The sequence below is a fragment of the Lysobacter terrestris genome, from assembly GCF_014489475.1.
In the GTDB taxonomy this organism is placed as follows: domain Bacteria; phylum Pseudomonadota; class Gammaproteobacteria; order Xanthomonadales; family Xanthomonadaceae; genus Agrilutibacter; species Agrilutibacter terrestris.
The window spans coordinates 1,424,529-1,443,306 of sequence record NZ_CP060820.1; the positions used below are offsets into that span (position 1 = coordinate 1,424,529).

The 18,778-nt window shown below is 70.8% G+C and carries 16 protein-coding genes; 2 read left to right on the forward strand and 14 right to left on the reverse strand.

Annotation, left to right across the window (positions count from 1 at the left end):
• Positions 1-169 precede the first annotated feature (169 nt).
• From H8B22_RS06655 to H8B22_RS06665, 3 genes are all read right to left on the reverse strand, one after another.
• Positions 170-775, reverse strand: coding sequence for a lysophospholipid acyltransferase family protein (locus H8B22_RS06655; RefSeq protein WP_187713305.1), 606 nt, complete (start codon positions 773-775; stop codon positions 170-172).
• Positions 776-811: 36 nt separating this feature from the next.
• Entirely contained in the window at positions 812-1,240 is a 429-nt protein-coding gene (gene arfB / locus H8B22_RS06660) for an alternative ribosome rescue aminoacyl-tRNA hydrolase ArfB (RefSeq protein WP_187713306.1), read from the reverse strand.
• A 119-nt stretch (positions 1,241-1,359) separates the two neighbouring features.
• Positions 1,360-2,103: a pseudouridine synthase gene (locus H8B22_RS06665; RefSeq protein ID WP_187713307.1), complete on the reverse strand. Its 744-nt coding sequence runs from the start codon at positions 2,101-2,103 to the stop codon at positions 1,360-1,362.
• Between the two features lie 102 nt (positions 2,104-2,205).
• On the opposite strand from H8B22_RS06665, the gene H8B22_RS06670 reads away from it, so the two are divergent.
• On the forward strand, positions 2,206-5,040 hold the full coding sequence (locus tag H8B22_RS06670) for a M16 family metallopeptidase (protein ID WP_187713308.1): 2,835 nt from the start codon (positions 2,206-2,208) through the stop codon (positions 5,038-5,040).
• 41 nt (positions 5,041-5,081) lie between these two features.
• On the opposite strand, the gene H8B22_RS06675 is transcribed toward H8B22_RS06670, so the two are convergent.
• From H8B22_RS06675 to oleC, 7 genes are all read right to left on the reverse strand, one after another.
• Positions 5,082-6,449, reverse strand: a complete 1,368-nt coding sequence (locus tag H8B22_RS06675) for a diguanylate cyclase domain-containing protein (protein WP_187713309.1) — start codon at positions 6,447-6,449, stop codon at positions 5,082-5,084.
• 133 nt (positions 6,450-6,582) lie between these two features.
• The gene (gene ubiB, locus H8B22_RS06680; protein WP_187713310.1) at positions 6,583-8,259 is read right to left on the reverse strand and encodes a ubiquinone biosynthesis regulatory protein kinase UbiB; all 1,677 of its coding nucleotides are present in this window, start codon (positions 8,257-8,259) and stop codon (positions 6,583-6,585) included.
• Positions 8,256-8,909 (reverse strand): ubiquinone biosynthesis accessory factor UbiJ, encoded by a 654-nt coding sequence (locus H8B22_RS06685; protein WP_407060829.1) that lies wholly within the window; start codon positions 8,907-8,909, stop codon positions 8,256-8,258. The genes ubiB and H8B22_RS06685 overlap by 4 nt, the downstream gene beginning before the upstream one ends.
• Positions 8,910-8,956: 47 nt before the next feature.
• Positions 8,957-9,115, reverse strand: a complete 159-nt coding sequence (locus tag H8B22_RS06690) for a DUF1328 domain-containing protein (RefSeq protein WP_187713311.1) — start codon at positions 9,113-9,115, stop codon at positions 8,957-8,959.
• Between the two features lie 139 nt (positions 9,116-9,254).
• Entirely contained in the window at positions 9,255-9,428 is a 174-nt protein-coding gene (locus H8B22_RS06695) for a hypothetical protein (RefSeq protein ID WP_187713312.1), read from the reverse strand.
• Positions 9,429-9,560: 132 nt separating this feature from the next.
• A complete protein-coding gene (gene oleD, locus H8B22_RS06700; RefSeq protein ID WP_187713313.1) occupies positions 9,561-10,553 on the reverse strand; it encodes a 2-alkyl-3-oxoalkanoate reductase in 993 nt (330 codons plus the stop codon).
• Positions 10,550-12,313: an olefin beta-lactone synthetase gene (oleC, locus tag H8B22_RS06705; protein ID WP_187713314.1), complete on the reverse strand. Its 1,764-nt coding sequence runs from the start codon at positions 12,311-12,313 to the stop codon at positions 10,550-10,552. The genes oleD and oleC overlap by 4 nt, the downstream gene beginning before the upstream one ends.
• Before the next feature lie 104 nt (positions 12,314-12,417).
• Between oleC and H8B22_RS06710 the strand changes: the two genes are divergently transcribed.
• Positions 12,418-12,801 carry a YkgJ family cysteine cluster protein gene (locus tag H8B22_RS06710; protein ID WP_187713315.1) on the forward strand — a complete coding sequence of 128 codons (384 nt, stop codon included), beginning with the start codon at positions 12,418-12,420 and terminating at the stop codon, positions 12,799-12,801.
• A 195-nt stretch (positions 12,802-12,996) separates the two neighbouring features.
• Here H8B22_RS06710 and H8B22_RS06715 read toward each other — a convergent pair whose 3' ends face one another.
• From H8B22_RS06715 to H8B22_RS06730, 4 genes are all read right to left on the reverse strand, one after another.
• Positions 12,997-13,902, reverse strand: a complete 906-nt coding sequence (locus H8B22_RS06715; RefSeq protein ID WP_187713316.1) for an alpha/beta fold hydrolase — start codon at positions 13,900-13,902, stop codon at positions 12,997-12,999.
• A gap of 71 nt (positions 13,903-13,973) precedes the next feature.
• Entirely contained in the window at positions 13,974-14,996 is a 1,023-nt protein-coding gene (locus H8B22_RS06720; protein ID WP_187713317.1) for a 3-oxoacyl-ACP synthase III, read from the reverse strand.
• Positions 14,997-15,208: 212 nt separating this feature from the next.
• The gene (locus H8B22_RS06725; RefSeq protein WP_187713318.1) at positions 15,209-15,532 is read right to left on the reverse strand and encodes a DUF4156 domain-containing protein; all 324 of its coding nucleotides are present in this window, start codon (positions 15,530-15,532) and stop codon (positions 15,209-15,211) included.
• Between the two features lie 120 nt (positions 15,533-15,652).
• Complete coding sequence (locus H8B22_RS06730) at positions 15,653-18,541, reverse strand: M16 family metallopeptidase (protein ID WP_187713319.1); 2,889 nt, start codon at positions 18,539-18,541, stop codon at positions 15,653-15,655.
• Between the last annotated feature and the right edge of the window lie 237 nt (positions 18,542-18,778).

The window sequence follows — 18,778 nt, forward strand, 5'->3', positions numbered from 1 at the left end:
TGCTGTAGATGACGCATAACCCGTGCCAAACCGGCCATGCGCCGGTTTACGGGCGCGATCGCCCCGCGGGCCTTGCCCCAAGGCGACCGGGAAGTGCGCATTGCGTCACATTTCGACCCCGCGACCGGCGGCGTGGCTCCGGCCGGCCGGGGCCCCGGCCGGCGCGGCCTCAGACGTCGTGCAACTTGCCCTTGGAGACCCCGCGGTACCACTCGCGGATGCGGACCAGGTCGGCGGCCATGTCCTCGCCCAGGTCGAACGGCGTGCCGATGCCGATCACCTTCTGGCCGTAGTGGAAATAGGCCGGCAGCACCGGCACCTGCGCGGCCTTGGCGATCTTCCAGAAGCCGGTCTTCCAGCGTTCGACCGGCTTGCGCGTGCCTTCCGGGGCGAGGCCGTACCAGAACCGGTCGGCGCGCTTGATCATCGCCGCCGACTGCTCGACCACGCCGTGCGCGGCGCTGCGGTCGACCGGGATCACCCCGAGCCGGCGCAGCACCAGGCCCATCAGCGGCACCTTGAACAGCGAATCCTTGCCCAGGATCTTGATGTCCAGGCCCAGCGCGAGCTTGGCGGCCAGGCCCCAGATGCCGTCCCAGTTGGACGAATGCGGGGCACCGATCAGCACCAGCTTGGGGATGTCGGGAAACTCGCCGACCATGCGCCAGCCGCCCAGGCGCAGCACCGTGCGCCCGATCCAGCGGGTCACGGCGTTGGGCTTCACCCGCGGCGCGTTGGGGGGCAACGGCAATACGGTTGGTCTGTCGTCGCTCATCTGCCTGCTGTTTCCCCGGTGCGTGCCGCGGCAGGTTCAATCCCAGGTGCGGCGTCCACGCGCTTGCTTGATCGTACTGCGTTCGCGCTTGTCGTTGAGCCGGCGCTGCTTGGCGGCGCGGCTCGGCCTGGTGGCGATTCTAGGGGCCGGCGCGTGCAGTCCGGAAGCGATGAAGGCCGCCAGCCGCTCGCGCGCGTCCTCGCGGTTGCGCTCCTGGGTGCGGAAGCGCTGCGCATTGAGCACCAGCACCCCGGCGTCGGTGACGCGGCGGTCGCGCTTGCCCAGCAGGCGTTCGCGCACCGGTTCGGGCAGCGACGGCGACGCGGCGATGTCGAAACGCAACTCGACCGCGGTGGCGACCTTGTTGACGTTCTGCCCGCCGGGCCCGGACGAACGCACGAAACGCTCGACCAGCTCGTCGTCGGGGATCTCCAGCGTGGCGGACACCTGCAGCATGGCGCGCATTGTAGGGCGCCGCGCCGAGCCGTGAGCCGCGGCGAGCCCACCGCGCCGCCGCGCGTGATGCCGGTCGACGTGCGCGACGCGCGTTTCGCCCCGAACCGGCGGCGCGACGCACCCTTCCCTCAATCCTCGTACCCGAACAGGGCCAGCGCCTTCGCGAACTCCGCATCCACCGGCGCGTCCACGACGATGCGCGCGCCGATGTGCGGATGGGTGAAGGCGAGCCGGCGCGCGTGCAGCAGCATGCGGTGCACGCCGAGCATGCGGAAGGTGCGGTTGTGGCGGCCGTCGCCGTGGCTGCTGTCGCCGATCAGGTGGTGGAACGCGTGCTTGAGGTGGCGGCGGATCTGGCGGAAGCGTCCGGTCTCCGGCTGCGCATCGAGCAGCGCGTAACGCGAAGTCGCAAAACCCTGCGACGGCAGCGGCAGTTCGCACGTCGCCAGCCGCGCGAAACGCGTCACTGCGGGCCGCTTCTGCGGCTTGCCCGGGCCGCCGTCGAGCGGATGGTCGATGCTGAAGCGTTCTTCCGGCCAGCCGCGGCACACCGCCCAGTAGTGCTTTTCAAAACCGGGTTTCTCCACCTCGCGCGACATCATCACCTGCCCCAACTGCGCCGCGGTGTCGCGATCGAACGCCAGCAGCAGGCAGCCGCTGGTGGCGCGGTCCAGGCGATGCACGAGGAAGATCGGCCGCCCCAGTTGTTCGCGCAGGCGATCGGCGAGGAAGTCGGTTTCGCCGCCGGCCAGCTTGCTGTCGTGGACCATCAGCCCGGCGGGCTTGTTGACCACGGCCAGCGCCGCATCGGCGTACAGCAGCTGCAGCGGCTGCAGCGGCGCTTCGGCAGGCACGGGCGGGGAGTCGGTCATTGCATGGACGGGCGGTGGTTACCATGCATTGTCGCCCACGCCGCGCGTGGCCACACCCGTTCGCCGCGCCTCACCGCATCCCGTCCATCAAGGAAGGATTCCATGCCGCACCGCTTTGCCCCACGCGCCCTCGTGCTCGCCCTCGTGCCCGCCTGCGCGTTCGCCCTTGCCGCCGCGCACGCGGCCGGCACGACGGTTCCGGCCGCGACAACGACCACGCCGGCCGCGATCGCCCTGCCCCGCCACGTCAGCGCCGGGCCGTGCATCGAGGGCATCTGCGAATACACCCTGGGCAACGGCCTGCGCGTGCTGCTGTTCCCCGATGCCAGCACGCCGACGGTAACGGTGAACCTCGCCTACGGCGTGGGCTCGGTGCACGAGAACTACGGCGAGACCGGCATGGCGCACCTGCTCGAGCACCTGCTGTTCAAGGGCACGCCGACGCACGCCGACATTCCCGGCGAGCTGAAGAAGCGCGGCATCGCCGCCAACGCGACCACCTCGTTCGACCGCACCAACTACTTCGGCTCGTTCCCGGCCAACGACGCCACGCTGGCCTGGCTGCTCGGTCTGGAAGCCGACCGCATGGTCCATTCGTTCGTGGCGAAGCAGGACCTCGACAGCGAGATGACCGTGGTGCGCAACGAGATGGAGCGCAACGAGAACAACCCGGCCGGCGTGCTCGCGCAGCGCGTGCGGTCCACCGCCTTCCTCTGGCACAACTACGGCAACACCACCATCGGCGCGCGCTCGGACGTCGAAGGCGTGCCGATCGGCAACCTGCAGGCCTTCTACCGCGCGTGGTACCGGCCGGACAACGCGACCCTGGTGGTCGCCGGCCGCATCGACCCGGCGCGCACGCTGGCGCTGGTCAACGCCGCGTTCGCCAAGGTGAAGCGGCCCGCCGCGCCGCTGCCCGCCTTCCACACCGCCGAACCGACCCAGGACGGCGAACGCGAGGTCAGCGTGCGCCGCAGCGGCGACATGCGCGTGCTGATGGCGGCCTACCACGTGCCGTCGGGCAACCACGCCGACGCCGCCGCGCTGAGCGTGCTCGCCAACGTGCTCAGCGACACGCCGTCGGGCCGGCTGCACAAGGCGCTGGTGGAAACCAAGCTCGCCGCCGGTGCCGGTGCGGGCGCCGACAACCTGCGCGACGCGGGCCTGCTCACCCTCGTCGCCGTGGTGCCCAAGGACGGCGATGCGGAGCAGGCGCAGGCCGAACTGCTGCGCCAGGTCGAACAACTCCGCGCGCAGCCGGTGACCGCCGCGGAAGTCGCGCAGGCCAAGCAGCGCATCGCCAATGCCTGGGAACGCAGCCTCACCGACGTCAATGCGGTGGCGATGGGCCTCACCAGCGCGGTCGCCGGCGGCGACTGGCGCCTGTACTTCCTGCGCCGCGACCTGATCGAGAAGGTGAGCGTCGACGACGTCAACCGCGTCGCGCGCGCCTACTTCAAGCCGAGCAACCGCACGCTCGGCCGCTTCATCCCCACCGACGCCGCCGATCGCGCCGAGATTCCCGCCGCGCCCGCCGTCGCCACGCTGCTGGCGGGCTACACCGGCAAGGCCGCGGTCGCCGCGGGCGAGACCTTCGATCCCACGCCCGCGAACATCGATGCGCGCACGCAGAGCTTCGTCCTCGGCGACGGCCTCAGGGTCTCGCTGCTGCCCAAGGACACGCGCGGCGACACCGTGCAGGTGAGCGCCAGCTTCCGCTTCGGCGACGTCGCGGCGATCCAGCGCCGCCCGGCGCTGGCCGGCAGCGTCGCCGGCGCGATGCTGATGCGCGGCTCGCGCACGCTCAGCCGCGAGCAGATCGCGCAGCGCCTGGAGGCCCTGCGCACCACCGGCGCGGTCAGCGGCGGCATCCAGGGGGCGTACATCGGCTTCGACAGCCGCCGCGACACGCTCGCCGATGCGCTGGCGCTGGCGGCCGACGTGCTCAAGCACCCGGCCTTCCCGGCCGCGGAATTCGAACAGTTGCGCCTGCAGGCGATCACCGGCCTGGAGGCCGCGCGCAAGGAACCGGGCACGGCGGTGGCGCAGGCATTGGGCGCGCACTTCGACCCGTGGCCGGCCGGGCATCCGCTGACGTTCCGCACGCTCGACCAGCAGCTCGCGCAGTGGCAGGCGCTCAAGCTCGCCGATGTCGTCGCCTACCACCGCGACTTCTACGGCAGCGCGCAGGGCGAGATCGCGATCGTCGGCGACTTCGACCCGGTCGCGGTGAAGGCGCAGCTGCAGCAGCTGTTCGCCGAGTGGAAGACGCCCACGCCCTACATCGCCATCGACACCCATTACACCGACGTCGCCGCCGAATCGCGGCGGCTGGAGACGCCGGACAAGGCCAACGCGGTCGTGGCCGCGCGCTTCAACCTCGTGCTCAACGACACCGATCCCGACTACGCCGCGCTGATGGTGGCCAACCACGTGCTCGGCAGCAGCACGCTGGCCTCGCGCCTGGGCAAGCGCCTGCGCGAGACCGAGGGCCTGACCTATGGCGTGTCCAGCAGCCTCAGCGCGGATGCGAGCCCGGACGGCAAGGACGACGCCGGCAACCTCAGCATCCAGGCGATCGCCGCGCCGCAGAACGTGGAACGGCTGGTCGTCGGCCTGCGCGAGGAAGTCGCGCGGCTGGTGCGCGACGGCATCACCGCGACGGAATTGCAGGACGCGGTCAGCGCGATGCTGACCCAGCGCGCGCAGGCACGGGCCGACGACGATGCCGTTGCCGGCGCGCTGGCGCGCAACCTCTACCTGGGCCGGACCATGGCCTGGTCGGCGGGCATCGACGCGCAATTGCGCGAGCTGGGTGTCGAGCAGGTCAATGCGGCGATCCGCCGGCATTTCCGCGCCGAGGCATTGAGCGTGTACGCCGCCGGCGATTTCGCCAAGGTGCAGGCCGGTGCGGCCGCGAAAACGGACGGACAGTAGGACGACGGTAACGCGACGACGCGCCGCCGCGACTCAACGGCTCAGCGGATCGATTGCAGCGGTTCGGGTGCGCGGTTCGCCTGCGCCTTGCAGCGGTACAGCGCGCGGTCGGCGCGGTCGAACACCTCGGCCGCGCGCTCCGGCTCCTCGCCGGACGGGAACACCGCCACGCCGGTGGAGGCGCCCACGCTCACGCTGCGCCGGTCCGGCAGCACCACCGGCTGGCGGATCAGTTCGACCACGCGCTCGACCAGGTGGAACAACTCGCGCGTGCTGCGCTCGCCCTGCAGCAGCAGGGCGAACTCGTCGCCGCCCAGCCGGTAGGCACTGTCGTCGCCGTGCAAGGCCTGCTGCATGCGCTCGGCGACCTGCTGCAACACCAGGTCGCCGGCGCGGTGCCCGTAGTTGTCGTTCACCGGCTTGAAGCGATCCAGGTCGATGAGCACCAGCGCACTGCTGCGCACCCGTCCCTGCTGCATCGCCGCGTCCAGGCGCAGGTCGAAGGACTTGCGGTTGAGCAGGCCGGTCAGCGCGTCGCGCCCGGCGAGCATGCGGTCGCGGCCCTGGCTGGCGAGCAGGCGGTAGGTCAGCAGGCCGAGCAGTGCGGCGAGGATGTGCAGCGGCACGCGCACGTACAGCGGGGCGCGCACCGAGGCCCAGCCTTCGCGCGGCACGGCGGCGAGTTCCCAGCGCCCGCCGCCGGGCAACGGGTAGTCCATCGCCACCGGTGCGGCGGCGAACACCGCCGGATCGCCGAAGAAGGTTTCCGCGGTCGGCGCGTCAGGCTCGGTGCGACGCACGGCGATGGACAGTCCGTTGCGGTCGGCGACGCGCTCGATGTCGACGAACAGCGGGTCCACGTCCACCGCCAGCGCGACGATGCCCCAGTAGCGCGTGTCGCGGCCGCCGCTGCCGCGCAGGAACACCGGCGTGCGGCTCAACAACCCGGTACCGCCCTGCACCAGCGGGATCGGCCCGGTCACCACCGTGCGCCGCGAGCGGATCGCCCGGCGCACCGCCGCGGCCTGCGTGGGCACGTCGGCGTAGCGCAGCCCCAATACGGCCTCGTTGCCACGGCGCGGATGGACCAGGGTGATGACGCCGTTCGGCGCCAGCGCGACGTTGCGGATCGACGGGTTCGCGCGCACCAGGCGCGAGGCGATGGCTTCGAAGGTGGCCTTGTCGACGCGCTGTTCGGCGGCGATCACCGCGGCCAGGGTCTCGGGCACGGCCAGCGCAGTTTCCAGGCGGCGGTCGATCTCGTCGCGGGCTTCGCCCAGCGCGGTGCGCACCTCGTTGCCCGCTTCCAGTCGCGCCTTCGCGTCCGCGTAGTACAGGAGCAGCGTCGCCAGTCCCGCCAGGGCCAGCCAGACCGCGATCCCGGCCAGGATCGGCAGGTACCGGCTCACTCCGTGTGCTTGCGCTCGCGTCGTTCCCAAACGGCTCCCCAAGCGTATTCGCGCCCGGCCTGACCTGGGCCTCGCCCCGATATTGGCACGATCGCGTTTGCCGGCGCGACCTCGGTCCGCGCAGAACCTGTCGCTACGACCGCCGCGGCCACGCCGCGCGCAGCGCCCACACGCTGCCGAGCACGGCGATCCACGCGGCCGTCGGCACGCCGAGCAGGCGCGGGCCGCCGGCTTCCAGCGCGTACAGCAGCGCGGCGACGATCAGCAGGCCGGTGCCGAAGATGGCGGCGATGGTGCGGCGTTGCGCGCTCTGCAGCGCACGGGTCAATGCGCGCAGGTCCTGCGACTGCATGCTCAGCGCGTGCTTGCCCTCGACCTGCTGCTGCAGCCACAGGTGCAGCAGCCGCGGCATCTCCGGCGCGCGGGTGACGAGTTCGGGCAGGCGCTTGCGGAATTCGCCGGCCAGGCGTTGCGGGCTGTAGCGCTCGACCAGGATCTTCGACAGCACCGGCTGCGCGACCGCCCAGATGTCGATCTTCGGATCGAGCTGGCGGCCGACGCCCTCGATGTTGAGCAGGGTCTTCTGCAGCAGGATCAGCTGCGGTTGCAGGGTGAGTTCGTAGCGCTGCGCGGTGCGGAACAGCTTGACCAGCACCTCGCCCAGCGAGATCTCGCTCAACGGGCGGGTGAAGTACGGCTCGCACACCGCGCGCGCGGCCGCTTCCAGCTCGTCGATGCGGATGTGCGCCGGCATCCAGCCGGCCTGCACGTGCAGTTCGGCGATGCGGCGGTAGTCGCGGTTGAAGATCGCCATGAAGTTCTCGGCGAGGTAGTACTGATCCTCGTCGGAGAGCTGGCCCATGATGCCGAAGTCGAGCGCGATGAAGCGCGGGTTGGCCTTGCGCGCGGGGTCGCTGTCGACCCAGATGTTGCCGGCGTGCGCGTCGGCGTGGAAGAAGTTGTCGCGGAACACCTGGGTGTAGAACACGCGCACGCCCTTCGCGGCGAGCGCGTGGCGGTCGATGCCGGCGGCGTCCAGCGCGGCGATGTCGTCGGAGGGGATGCCGCGCACGCGCTCGAGCGTCAGCACGCGCTCGGCGGTGTGCGACCAGATCACCTCCGGCACGTACAGGTCGTCGCTGCCCGCCCAGAAGCGCCGCAGCACGCTGGCGTTGCCGCCTTCGCGCTGCAGGTCGAGCTCGGCGGCGAGGGTGTTCTCGATCTCGGAAACGATCTCGCGCGGGCGGATCTTGTCCGCGGACGGATGCGTGCGTTCGACCACGCCCGCGACCGCGTTGAGCAGGGCGATGTCGGCGGCGATCTTCTGCTCGATGTCGGGGCGCAGCACCTTGACCACGATCTCGCGCGGCGCGGCGTCACCCTGTGCGTGCAGCGTCGCCGCGTGCACCTGCGCGATCGAGGCGGAGGCCAGCGGCGTGGTGTCGAAGCTGGCGAAGGCCTCGTCGATGCGTTGGCCCAGCGCGGTCTCGACGATCGCGCGCGCGGCCTCGCCATCGAAGGGCGCGACGCGGTCCTGCAGCAGCGCCAGTTCCAGCGCGATGTCCGCCGGCACCAGGTCGCGGCGGGTCGAGAGGATCTGCCCGAACTTGACGAAGATCGGCCCCAGGTCCTGCAACGCCAGGCGCAGGCGCGCGCCGCGCGACTGCGCGGCGACTTCGGCCGAAGCGCGCGGCACGAACGGCCGCGCCAGCTTCAACCAGCGTTCCGCGGGCGTGTCGTCGAGCAGGTCATCGAGGCGGTAGCGCAACAGCACGCGGCCGATGCGCCAGGCGCGGAACAGCGGCGTCATGCGCGCGCGCCCCGCAGCCGCCCCACGCGCGCGGCGATGCGTTCGACGTCGTCGCGCAGGGTGTCGACGTCGTCGTAGAAGGCATTGAGTTCGTCGCGGCCGACCACGTCGCGCGATTCCTCGGTGACGTACTCGGCGGCGTTCGCGGCGAAGGCGCCGCCGGCATCGCGCGCGTGGCGCAGGGCCGCGCGCACGGCGTTGGCGATCTGCACGCCCAGCACGTCGCCGAACACGGCGGCGAAGGGCTGCTGCCAGTCCGGATCGAAACGTTCGGCCAGGCGCTGCAGGCGCCGGGCGAGGTCGGCATCGCCCTCGATCCGCAGCTTGCCCACCGGCGGTGCGTTGTCGTTGCGCAGACCGCGCCCCATGAGAGCCGGCAACTGCGAGAGCAGCCCGCCGAGCGTGCTGCGCACCGACAGGTCGGCCTCGCGGCCCGCTTCGACCGGGCCGACGCGCAGGCGATCGCCGGCGACGGTCACCTGCAGCGCCAGTGGCGGCGCGGCGACATGCAGGGCGACGCTGCGGCCGTCGAGCGCGCGCAGGCCGTCGCGGGCTTCGGCATCGAGCGCGAGCGCGCGGTTGAGCGCCGCCTCCAGCGTGCGGCCGGCCAGGGGCTTGAGCGAATCGAAGGGCATGGCGCGTTCGGTCATGCCCGCATTGTAGCCCCGCGACCCGACCGGCCGCGGGGCCCGCAAGGTCAGACGCGGCGGCCGCGCAGCAGCGAGATGACGCCCAGCACCAGGAAGATGAGGAACAGGATCCAGGGGATGTTGCTGGCGGCACCGGCGATGCCGGTGAAGCCGAGAATGGCCGCGATGATCGCGATCACGAAGAAGACGACGGCGTAGTGCAGCATGCGAGCCTCCAATGCGCCGGTCGGCGCAGGTGCATGCTCACCGCGGCGCAGTCGTCGAGCGGTGACGGGCACCGATTCCGTCAAGGCCGCCTTCAGCCGGATGACGGCCGCGTCAGCGCGGCGCGCTCAGCGGCAACATTCAGCGGTGATGGTGGTGGTCGTTGTGCCAGCGCCACAGCGCCGAAAGCGTGAGCCCGAGGAAGACCGCGCACCAGAACCACGCCAGCGTGTCGCCCACCGAGGGCAGGCCACTGAGGCCGAAGGCCGCCGCAACCAGGGCAAAGGCAAGAAAGAGGGCCGAGCCGTACAACATGGAAACCTCCCGGCGGTATGCCGCACGGGTGTGGCTCGATATTCGCCGATCGGGCCTTAGCGACGGGTGACGACGCGGCGCTTCGTTGCAGCGCGCCGCCGCGCGCAGGAACAGCCGGATGCAGGCCTTGCTTCAACCCCGATAGGCCGCCGCCAGCCGCGCCAATCCCTCGTCGATCGACACCTCGGGCACGTAGCCGAAGTCGCTGCGCGCCGGCCGCATGTCGTACCAGTGCGTGGTGCTCAGCTGCTCGGCGAGGAAGCGCGTCATCGGCGGCTCGCCCTTGAGCGGCAGCGCGTGCCACAGGCCTTCGCACACCACGCCCGCGGCGTAGGCCACGGCGAAGGGGATGCTCTTGTCGACGGGCGCCGCGCCGGCCGCGCGCAGCAGGCCGTTGACGATCTCGCGCACCGTGCGCGGCTCGCCGTTGCTGATGAAGTAGGCGCGCCCGGCGCAACGCGCGCCCGGCGCGAGGTGTTCGAAGGCGGCGAAGTGCGCCTGCGCGGCGTTGTCGACGTAGGTCGTGTCGATGCGGTTGTGGCCGCCGCCGACGAAGCGCAGGCGCCCCGTCTTCGCGCGTTCGACCAGGCGCGGCAGCAGCTGGTTGTCGCCCACGCCCCAGATCAGGCGCGGGCGCAACGCCACCGTGGCGAGTCGCGCATCGTTGGCGGCGAGCACGCGCTGCTCCGCGATCAGTTTGGTCGCTGCATATGGCGCCTTGAGGTGCTCGCCGTAGGGCACGGTGTCCGCCGTGCCGCCTTCGACCGGATGCGTGGCGCGGTGGGTGACGCTGGGCGTTGAGGTGTAGACCAGCCGGTCGATGCCGTGCTCGCGGCACGCCGCGATGACGTTGTCGGTGCCGACCACGTTCGCATCGAAGTAGCTGCGGTAGCTGCCCCACGCGCCGGCCTTGGCCGCGTTGTGGAAGACCGCGTCGCAGCCCCGTGCCGCGGCAACCACCGCGTCGCCCTCGGCGAGGTCGCCTTGCACCTGCGCGACACCGAGCGCATCGAGCGCGGCGTAGCGGCCGCGGTTGAAGCTGACCACCTCGTGCCCACGCGCGCGCAGGCCACGGCACAGGGCCTGGCCGAGGAAACCACCGCCGCCGGTGACGAGGATCTTCATGCCGTACCTGCCTGCTGCTGCGCCCACGCCCCCAGCTTCTCGCGGCCGATCTTGGCGTTGTGGCGGATATCGAGGGGAAATTTGCGGTGGCGCAGGAAGCGGGTGATGCCAGCGGTGTGTGGCTGCGTCTGCCCGAGCACGTGCAGTTCGCGTTCGATCCGTGGCCATTCGCGTGCCGAAACACCGGCGACGAGTTCCACGCACAGCACCGGCGCCTGCGCGCCGTGCGGGCCGACACCGACCAGCGCGCTGCGGCGCACGTCGGGGTGGGTGTTGAACACCGGTTCGACCTGCTCGGTGTACAGCGGTCCGCCCGCGGCTTCGACGCGGTGCGACTTGCGCCCGCAGAACCACAGCTGCCCGTCCGCATCGAAGTAACCGACATCGCCCATGCGGTGGACGATGCGCGCGCCGCCGTCGGGCAGGCGCTCGTGGATCTTCGCCAGCCGCGTCTGCGCGTCGCGGTTGAAGTAGGTGTCGGTGGCGGTCGGGCCGGCAACGGTGATTTCGCCCACTTCGCCCGCGGCCAGCTCCTCGACCTCGGACCAGTCGGCGATCGCGTCGTCGCGGATGCGGATGATGCGCACCACGTTGGGCGCGACCGCGCGGCCGACGCAGGTGCCCGCGCCGGCCTCGGTGGCCGCACGCGTGGCCTGCAGTTCGCGGCCTTCGATCACCGCGACCGGCAGGCACTCGGTGGCGCCGTAGGGCGTCCAGAACTGCGCGTCCTCCGGCAACAGCTCGCGCATGCGCGCGACCACGTCGGCCGGCACCGGCGCGCCGGCGGAGGTGACGCGGCGCAGGGTCGGCAGCGGCGCGCCGTGGCGCGCCAGTACCGCCATCAACGCGGGTGAGCCGAACAACTGGTCGATGCCGAAGCGCGCGATCGCATCGTGCAGGCGGCGCGGATCGGCGAGCGCGGGCTTGGTCGGATCCATGTCGGGAATGACCGAGGTCAGGCCCAGCGCCGGATCGAACAGCGCGAACGGCGGGAACGTCGGCAGGTCGGCGCCGCCGGCGTCGATGCCGAACGCCTCGCGCAGCAGCGCGACCTGCGCGACGAAGTGGCGGTGGCGATACACCACGCCCTTGGGCACGCCGGTGGAGCCGCTGGTGAACAGGATCGCGGCGACTTCGTCCGGCCGGGTGTCGGCCAATTGGGGGCCGGCCTGCGCGCCGTCGCGCTCGACCTGCGCCAGGGTGGCGTCGGCGAGCCGCGCGCGCTTGCCGGTGGTGATGCGCACGCGCGCCGACTTCGCCCAGCCCAGCAGCACGCGCGCGACCTGCGCCAGCGGGATGCCGATGAAGGCCTGCGGCTGCGCTTCGTCCAGGCACTGCTTCAGGGCGCGCTTGTCGATGCCCGGATCGACCAGCACCGGCACCGCGCCGGCCTTGAACAGCGCGAACATCAGCAGGAAGAACTCCGGCGTCGGCCGCACCATCACCACGGTGCGGGTACCGCGGACGATGCCGCGCGTGCGCAGGCCCGCGGCGATGGCGTCGCTGCGCACGTCGAGGTCGCGGTAGGTCAGCGTGGTGTCGTAGCGGGCGAAGCCGTCCGTCCCGCGCGCGCCGGGGCAGCGCATGGCGACGCGCTCGGGAAACAGCGCGGCCAGGCGCGGCAGCGCGGCGGCGATGTTGCAGGGTGAGGGGTCGCGCTCAGCCGATGCCCTATCGGCATCGGCGGCGGACCCGAACGCCCGGCCCTGGATGTGGATGGCCGGGCCTGACGATCCGTCAGGGCTGGAGTGTTGCGCCATGGATGGCAGGGCCCTCTGGTGGAGCGCGTATTGTCGCCCGAAGCGACCGGGCGACCGCGCCGCTGCGGATAAAATTGGCCACCGGCCCGAACTCCCAGGACTCCGTGTCCCATCCCTGCCTCACCTGCGGTGCCTGCTGCGCCTACTTCCGCGTCAGCTTCCACTGGTCGGAGGCCGACCCGGCGCTGGGCGGGCAGGTACCGTTCGAGCTCACCGAACCGCTGCGCGCGCACGAGCGCGCCATGCGCGGCACCTCGCAGGCGAACCCGCGCTGCGTCGCGCTCGACGCCGACATCGGCCGCTACAGCCGCTGCACCATCCACGACCGCCGCCCTTCGGTGTGCGCGCTGGTGCCGGCGTCGTACGAATTCGGCGCGGCCAGCGCGCAGTGCGACAAGGCGCGGCTCGCGCACGGCCTGCCGCTGCTGACGCCGGCGGACTGGGTGGGCGTGGGCGAGGCGGAGAAGAATCCGCTGCCGGAGCTGTGAACGGCCGCCACTGGTGTGCTGCTGCCAGCACTCGCTGAGCTTTCCTCTCTCCGTCGCAGACGGGGAGAGGGTGCCGAAGGCGGGTGAGGGGCGCTTTGGCGGTTGCTGCTCGTCGCAGGCAGCTCGCTGCGCTCGCCTCCCCTCATCCGGCCTCACGGCCACCTTCTCCCCGCGACGCGGGGAGAAGGAAAGCAATCACGCGATCGGATTCGCGTCGAGGAAGCGCCGGATCGCCGGCACCAGCACCTCGGCCTTGTCTTCCAGCACGTAGTGGCCGGCGTCGTCGAAGGCCTGCACCTGCGCCTGCGGCAGCGCGGTGCGGAAGCCGGCAAGGAAATGCCGGTCGAACACGAAATCCTTCAGGCCCCAGCCGATGAACGTCGGGCGATCGGCGAACTCCGGCAGGCGCTGGCCGGCCTGTTCGAGCAGCGACCACGCCTTGTCGCCCGGGCCGAGCGGGATGTCCTGCATGAAGCGCACCGTGCTGATGCGGTTGGCCCAGGAGTCGTACGGCGCGACGTAGGCGCGGCGCACGTCGGCCGGCATCTTCCTTTCCACGCCGATGTACGAGGCGCCCGCCGAGAACGCGTTGAACGCGCGGATCACCAGCGCGCCGAACTTCCAGTCGCGGCCGAAGGCGATCTGCCACGGCATCGGCTTGGCCGCCGGCAGCGGGAAGGCGGCGGTGTTGGTGATCACCAGGCGCTTGACCTGCGCGGCGTGCGACAGCGCCCAGCCGAAGCCGATCATGCCGCCCCAGTCGTGCACCGCCAGCGTCACCGGGCCGGTGATGCCCAGGTGCCGCAACAGCGCGGCGACGTCGTCGACGCGCGACTGCAGCGTGTATTCGTAGCGGTCGTCATCCGGCTTGTCCGACAGGCCCATGCCGACGTGGTCGGGGACGATGCAGCGATACGCCTTGCCGGAAATCGGATCCGACAATCCCGACACCAGGTTGCGCCAGTAGTAACTCCACGACGGATTGCCGTGCAGCATCACCACGACCTCGCCGTCGCGCGGGCCCTCGTCGAGGTACGACATCGCGATGCCCGGTCGCACTTCGAAGCGCTGCGGGGTGAAGGGATAACCGGGGAAGCTCATGGCGGGTCGCACGGGCGGTGGCATGAAAAGGGCCGGATAAACCGGCCCTCGCAACGGATCGATGCGCTCGCTTACCAGACCACTTCGGCCATCGAGCAGTTCAGGCCCGAACCGATGCCGAGCAGCGCCACGCGCGTGCCCTTCTTCAGGCGGCCCATCTCGCGCAGCTTGCTCAGCACGATCGGCACCGAGGCGGGGCCGATGTTGCCGTGCTCGCCGAAGATGGTCATGACCTTCTTCGGGTTGATGCCGAAGGCCTTGAGGAAGGCCTGGGTATGCGCCTTGCTGACCTGGTGGATGACGAATTCATCGAGTTCGTCGACCACCCAGCCCAGCGCCTGGCGCGCGGCGGCGAAGGTCTTCTGGCCGAGCTTCACGCCTTCGATCATCAGCATGCGGCCGTCGGCGACCATGCGGTCGTGGTTGACGTCGCCGCGGCACAGGTGGTTCCACTCGGTGGCCGAGCGGGTCACGCTGCCCTTGTAGCGCGGCGCGCCCGGGACGAGTTCGGCGCGCGCCAGCACCATCGCGGCGGCACCGGAGCCCAGCGTCAGCGTGGCCATCTCGTCGCGGAACTGCTCGGCGGTGACGCCTTCCTTGCTCAGGCGCTCGATGGTCTTCTCGTAGGCGAGGTTGGCGGTTTCGCCGTCGACGACCAGCGCGTATTCGATCTCGCCGCGCTCGATCATGCGGCTCGCCACGTCCATGCCGTTGAGGAACGCGAGGCAGGCGTTGGCGATGTCGAAGTTCTGGCACTCGTCGCCCAGGCGCAGGTTGCCGGCGACGATCGAGGCGGTGGACGGCTCGAGGTAGTCGCGGCTGACCGAGGTGTTGACCAGCAGGCCGATGCGGTCGGCGTCGATGCCGGCGTCGGCCAGCGCCTTCACGCCGGCGAGGGTCGCGGCATCCGACGGCAGCATCGCGCCGTCCCACAGGCGGCGCTCGTTCACGCCCGCCACGTCCTGCAGCACGTTGGTCTTGATGCCCAGACGATCCATCGTCGGCTTGAGGCGGGCGTGGATCTCGTCGGAGGTCAGTCGGCGCGGGGCGTCGATATGGGCCAGACCGGCGATGGCAACGTGTTGGAACAGCATGGCTAGGCAACCGTGGCGAAAAAAGCACGTCAGATTAACGCTTTGTCGACATGGTTGCACCGGCCGGGGGTCGCAAGTCCGGCGAAGCGGGGGCGAAAGTGCCGGGTTCAGGCGCTTTCGCGGCGGCTGCGACCGCATCCGGCAAGGTCGCCGGCCGGCGATCCATGCAAAACCCCGTTCAGGAACGGAGCCGCCCTGCCCCTGCGGCTGGGCTAACGGCGGCAGCGATAGGCGGCGAAGCGCTGCTCGCCGTCCCTGGGCTCCGACAGCGCCTGCATGGTGTCGGCCTGCAGCGCCGGCGCCTCGTTGCGCGCCGAGGTTTCCAGCTCCTCGCGCACACGCACCGGATTGCGTTCGTAGAAGCCGACCTTGTTCGTCACCGTGACGGTGATTTCGCCGCGCTGCTCGCAGCCGCCCGGCGCCGCGCCGGCGGGGATCACGCGCACCGCGGAGGCGCCCGGGGCCATGTGGACCCAGGTGCAGCCGGACAGGGCGACAAGGAGGGCGGCGGAAGCAGCAACAACGGCAGGACGCATGCGACATCTCCGGAAGCGATGCGCCATTGTTGCCGCGCCGGGTGAATCCCGCAAAAACCGCGGTCACGCTCGCAAGAAAAAGGCCCGCCGAAGCGGGCCTTTTCCGTGCACCGGCGCGGCTTACTTCGCCGCCTTGCCCGCGCCGACCGGCTTGCCGTCGGCATCGAGGATGGTGATCTCGCCGAAGTTCAGCGCGCGCACCTTGGCTTCCATCTGCTTGAGGTCGCCCACGACCACCCAGGTCAGCGCGTTGGGATCGATCGCCTTGGCGGCGGCGTCGACCTGGGCCGGGGTCATGCCTTCGATCTCGGCCTTGCGCTTGAACACGTAGTCGTCCGGGCGCTGGTAGCGGACGATGCCGCCGATCGTGCCCATCACCGAACCGGCGGTCTCGTACGCACCGGGCAGGCTGCGGATCTTGATCGCCTTGATGCGTTCGACTTCGGCCGGCGCCGCCGGCTTGCTGCCGTTGGTGTACTCGACCAGTTCGCGGCGCATCTCGGCCATCGACTCGGCGGCCTTGTCGATCTGCACCGGCGCCACCGCCAGCCACGGACGCTGGCCCAGCGCGTCGCGCATCGAGGAGCGCGCACCGTACGACCAGTGCTTGTCCTCGCGCAGGTTCATGTTGAGGCGGGCGGTGAAGTCGCCACCGATCACGGTGTTGGCGATGTCGAGCTTGATCGCGCCCGGGTCCATCGTCGACGGCATCAGCTCGCCGGCGTAGATGTTGGCCTGCACCGAACCGGGCTGGTCGATCAGGAACACGCGCGGCTTGGCCGGGCGCGCCACGGCCGGGATCTGCAACGCCGCCGGCTTGGCGCCTTCGACCTTCCAGCCGCCGAAGTGCTTCTCCAGCACCGGTACGATGTCCTTCAGCGTGGTGTCGCCGACGATCACCAGGGTGGCGCCGTCCGGGCGCACCCAGTTGCGGTGGTAGGCGGTGAGGTCGTCGCGGGTCAACGCCTGGATCGAGGCCTCGGTGCCGGTGCCGCTGAGCGGCATCGCGTACGGATGGCCTGCGCCGAACAGCAGCGGCGGCAGCACGCGGGTGGCCGCGCCGTTGGGCTCGGCCTTTTCCTGCGCGATCGACGCCAGCCACATGCCGCGCAGGCGCTCGATGTCCTTCGCGTCGAAGCGCGGGCGCTGCAGCATGTCGGCGAACAGGCCCAGCGACGGGTCGAGGTGTTCCTTCAGCGCCGACAGGTAGGCGCTGCCGCCGTCGAGCGAGGCGCCGGCGCCCAGGCTCGCGCCCAGCGATTCGGCGCGGTCGCCGAAGGCCAGCGCGTCGTAGTTGCCCGCGCCTTCATCGAGCATGCCCAGGGTGAAGTTGGCGGTGCCCAGCTTCTTCCCGGCATCGGTGGCGTAGCCGCCGTCGAACAGGTAGCTGAACTGCACCACCGGGATGTCGTGGCGCTCGGCGAGGATCACGTTCGTGCCGTTGCTGAGCGTGGCGCGCTGCAGCGCCGGGAACTTCAGTTCCGGGAAATCCTTGGGCACCTGCACGCCGGCCTTGCGGTCGACGTCGCTGTGCACCGTCTTGTACTTGCCGTCGACGGCCGGCAGCGTCAGCGGCGTCGGCGTCGCGGCGGGTTCTTCCGGCAACGCGGTGCGCGCGCCCGGCTCGATCACCAGGGTGTGGTCGCCCTTGCCCAGCCACTTGCGGCCGGTGGCGGTGAGCTCGGCCGCGCTGGCGGTCTCGATGGTCTTGAGGCTGTCGCGGTAGCAGTCCGGCTTGCCGGTGTAGACGGTGCATTCGGCCAGGGTGTCGGCCTTGCCGCCGAAGCCGCCGATGCGTTCGATGCCGCGGACGAAGCCGGCCTTGAACACGGTGCGGGCCTGGCTCAATTCGGTGGCGCTGGGGCCGTCGGCGAGCAGCTTCTTCAGCTCCTCGTCGATCACCGCTTCCACCTTCTTCACGTCCACGCCCTGCTTCACGTCGGCGGTGATGACGAAGTTGGAGCCCAGCTGCGAGCTGTAGGCGCCGGCGGACACGCTGTCGACCAGCTTGTCCTGGTGCAGCAGGCGCTTGTCCAGGCGCGAGCTGCGGCTGCCGCCGAGCACCTGCGCCAGCAGCTGCAGGCGGTCGAGGTCGGCCGCGCCGTACTGCGCGACGTTCCACAAGCGGTAGATGCGCGTCTGCGGCACCTTGTCCTGCATCACCGAGCGGGTGGATTCCGCGCGCGGCGACGGATCGATCTTCGGCTGCGCCATGGTCGGCGAGGCCGGGATGTCGCCGAAGTACCTGGCGACCTTTTCCTTGGCGGTCTTGACGTCGATGTCGCCGGCCAGCACCAGCACCGCGTTGTTCGGGCCGTACCAGGTGCGGAACCAGTTCTTCACGTCCTCCAGCGAGGCCGCGTTGAGGTCGTTCATCGAACCGATCACGGTGTGGTGGTACGGGTGGCCGGCCGGATACATGACCTCGGTGAGCACGTCGAAGGCCTGGCCGTAGGGCTCGTTCTCGCCCTGGCGCTTCTCGTTCTGGACCACGCCGCGCTGCTCGTCGAGCGTCTGCTGATCGATCGCGCCGAGCAGGTGGCCCATGCGGTCGGATTCCATCCACAGCGCCATGTCGAGCGCGGTGGTCGGCACGTTCTCGAAGTAGTTGGTGCGGTCGGTATTGGTGGTGCCGTTCTGGTCGGTCACGCCGACCTGCTTGAAGGGCACGAAGTATTCGCCCCGGTGGTTCTCCGAGCCGTTGAACATCAGGTGCTCGAACAGGTGCGCGAAGCCGCTGCGGCCGGCCGGTTCGTCCTTGCTGCCCACGTGGTACCAGATGTTCACCGCCACGATCGGCGCCTTGCGGTCGGTGTGCACGACCACGCGCAGGCCGTTGGGCAGGGTGAACTCCTCGAACGGGATCGCGACGTCGGCGGCGGGCGCCTTGGCGTAGGCGGCCTGCGGGGCGAAGGTCGCACCGCCCATGGCGGCGGCCAGGGCGACGGCGAGGACGGCAGCGCGCGGGCCGGTGTGGGCGGTGGCGCGCTTGAACGAAGCAAGGGACATGCGAACTCCTGTTCGGGACGTGTAGTTCGGGACTGAGCGGGATTGCATGCGGAGGCCGGCCCCAACCACCGCAACGGCCGATCGTACGGCGCAGTGGCAGGCCGGGGCATGGGTCACAAGTCCCGCCCGCGGGCGATTTCGAGGGGCGATTTCGCGGGCGGAAGCGCCCGGATCGGCAAAGCGCGGCGGCCGGCACCCGCTTCGCCGATACTGGCCCGGTTCCCGGCGCGTCCGGGC

Excerpts from the sequence above, each read along its gene's own strand:
- H8B22_RS06655 (WP_187713305.1), bottom strand. The coding sequence starts at position 775 with ATGAGCGACGACAGACCAACCGTATTGCCGTTGCCCCCCAACGCGCCG.
- arfB (WP_187713306.1), bottom strand. The coding sequence starts at position 1,240 with ATGCGCGCCATGCTGCAGGTGTCCGCCACGCTGGAGATCCCCGACGAC.
- H8B22_RS06665 (WP_187713307.1), bottom strand. The coding sequence starts at position 2,103 with ATGACCGACTCCCCGCCCGTGCCTGCCGAAGCGCCGCTGCAGCCGCTG.
- H8B22_RS06670 (WP_187713308.1), top strand. The coding sequence starts at position 2,206 with ATGCCGCACCGCTTTGCCCCACGCGCCCTCGTGCTCGCCCTCGTGCCC.
- ubiB (WP_187713310.1), bottom strand. The coding sequence starts at position 8,259 with ATGACGCCGCTGTTCCGCGCCTGGCGCATCGGCCGCGTGCTGTTGCGC.
- H8B22_RS06685 (WP_407060829.1), bottom strand. The coding sequence starts at position 8,909 with ATGACCGAACGCGCCATGCCCTTCGATTCGCTCAAGCCCCTGGCCGGC.
- H8B22_RS06690 (WP_187713311.1), bottom strand. The coding sequence starts at position 9,115 with ATGCTGCACTACGCCGTCGTCTTCTTCGTGATCGCGATCATCGCGGCC.
- H8B22_RS06695 (WP_187713312.1), bottom strand. The coding sequence starts at position 9,428 with ATGTTGTACGGCTCGGCCCTCTTTCTTGCCTTTGCCCTGGTTGCGGCG.
- oleD (WP_187713313.1), bottom strand. The coding sequence starts at position 10,553 with ATGAAGATCCTCGTCACCGGCGGCGGTGGTTTCCTCGGCCAGGCCCTG.
- oleC (WP_187713314.1), bottom strand. The coding sequence starts at position 12,313 with ATGGCGCAACACTCCAGCCCTGACGGATCGTCAGGCCCGGCCATCCAC.
- H8B22_RS06715 (WP_187713316.1), bottom strand. The coding sequence starts at position 13,902 with ATGAGCTTCCCCGGTTATCCCTTCACCCCGCAGCGCTTCGAAGTGCGA.
- H8B22_RS06720 (WP_187713317.1), bottom strand. The coding sequence starts at position 14,996 with ATGCTGTTCCAACACGTTGCCATCGCCGGTCTGGCCCATATCGACGCC.
- H8B22_RS06725 (WP_187713318.1), bottom strand. The coding sequence starts at position 15,532 with ATGCGTCCTGCCGTTGTTGCTGCTTCCGCCGCCCTCCTTGTCGCCCTG.
- H8B22_RS06730 (WP_187713319.1), bottom strand. The coding sequence starts at position 18,541 with ATGTCCCTTGCTTCGTTCAAGCGCGCCACCGCCCACACCGGCCCGCGC.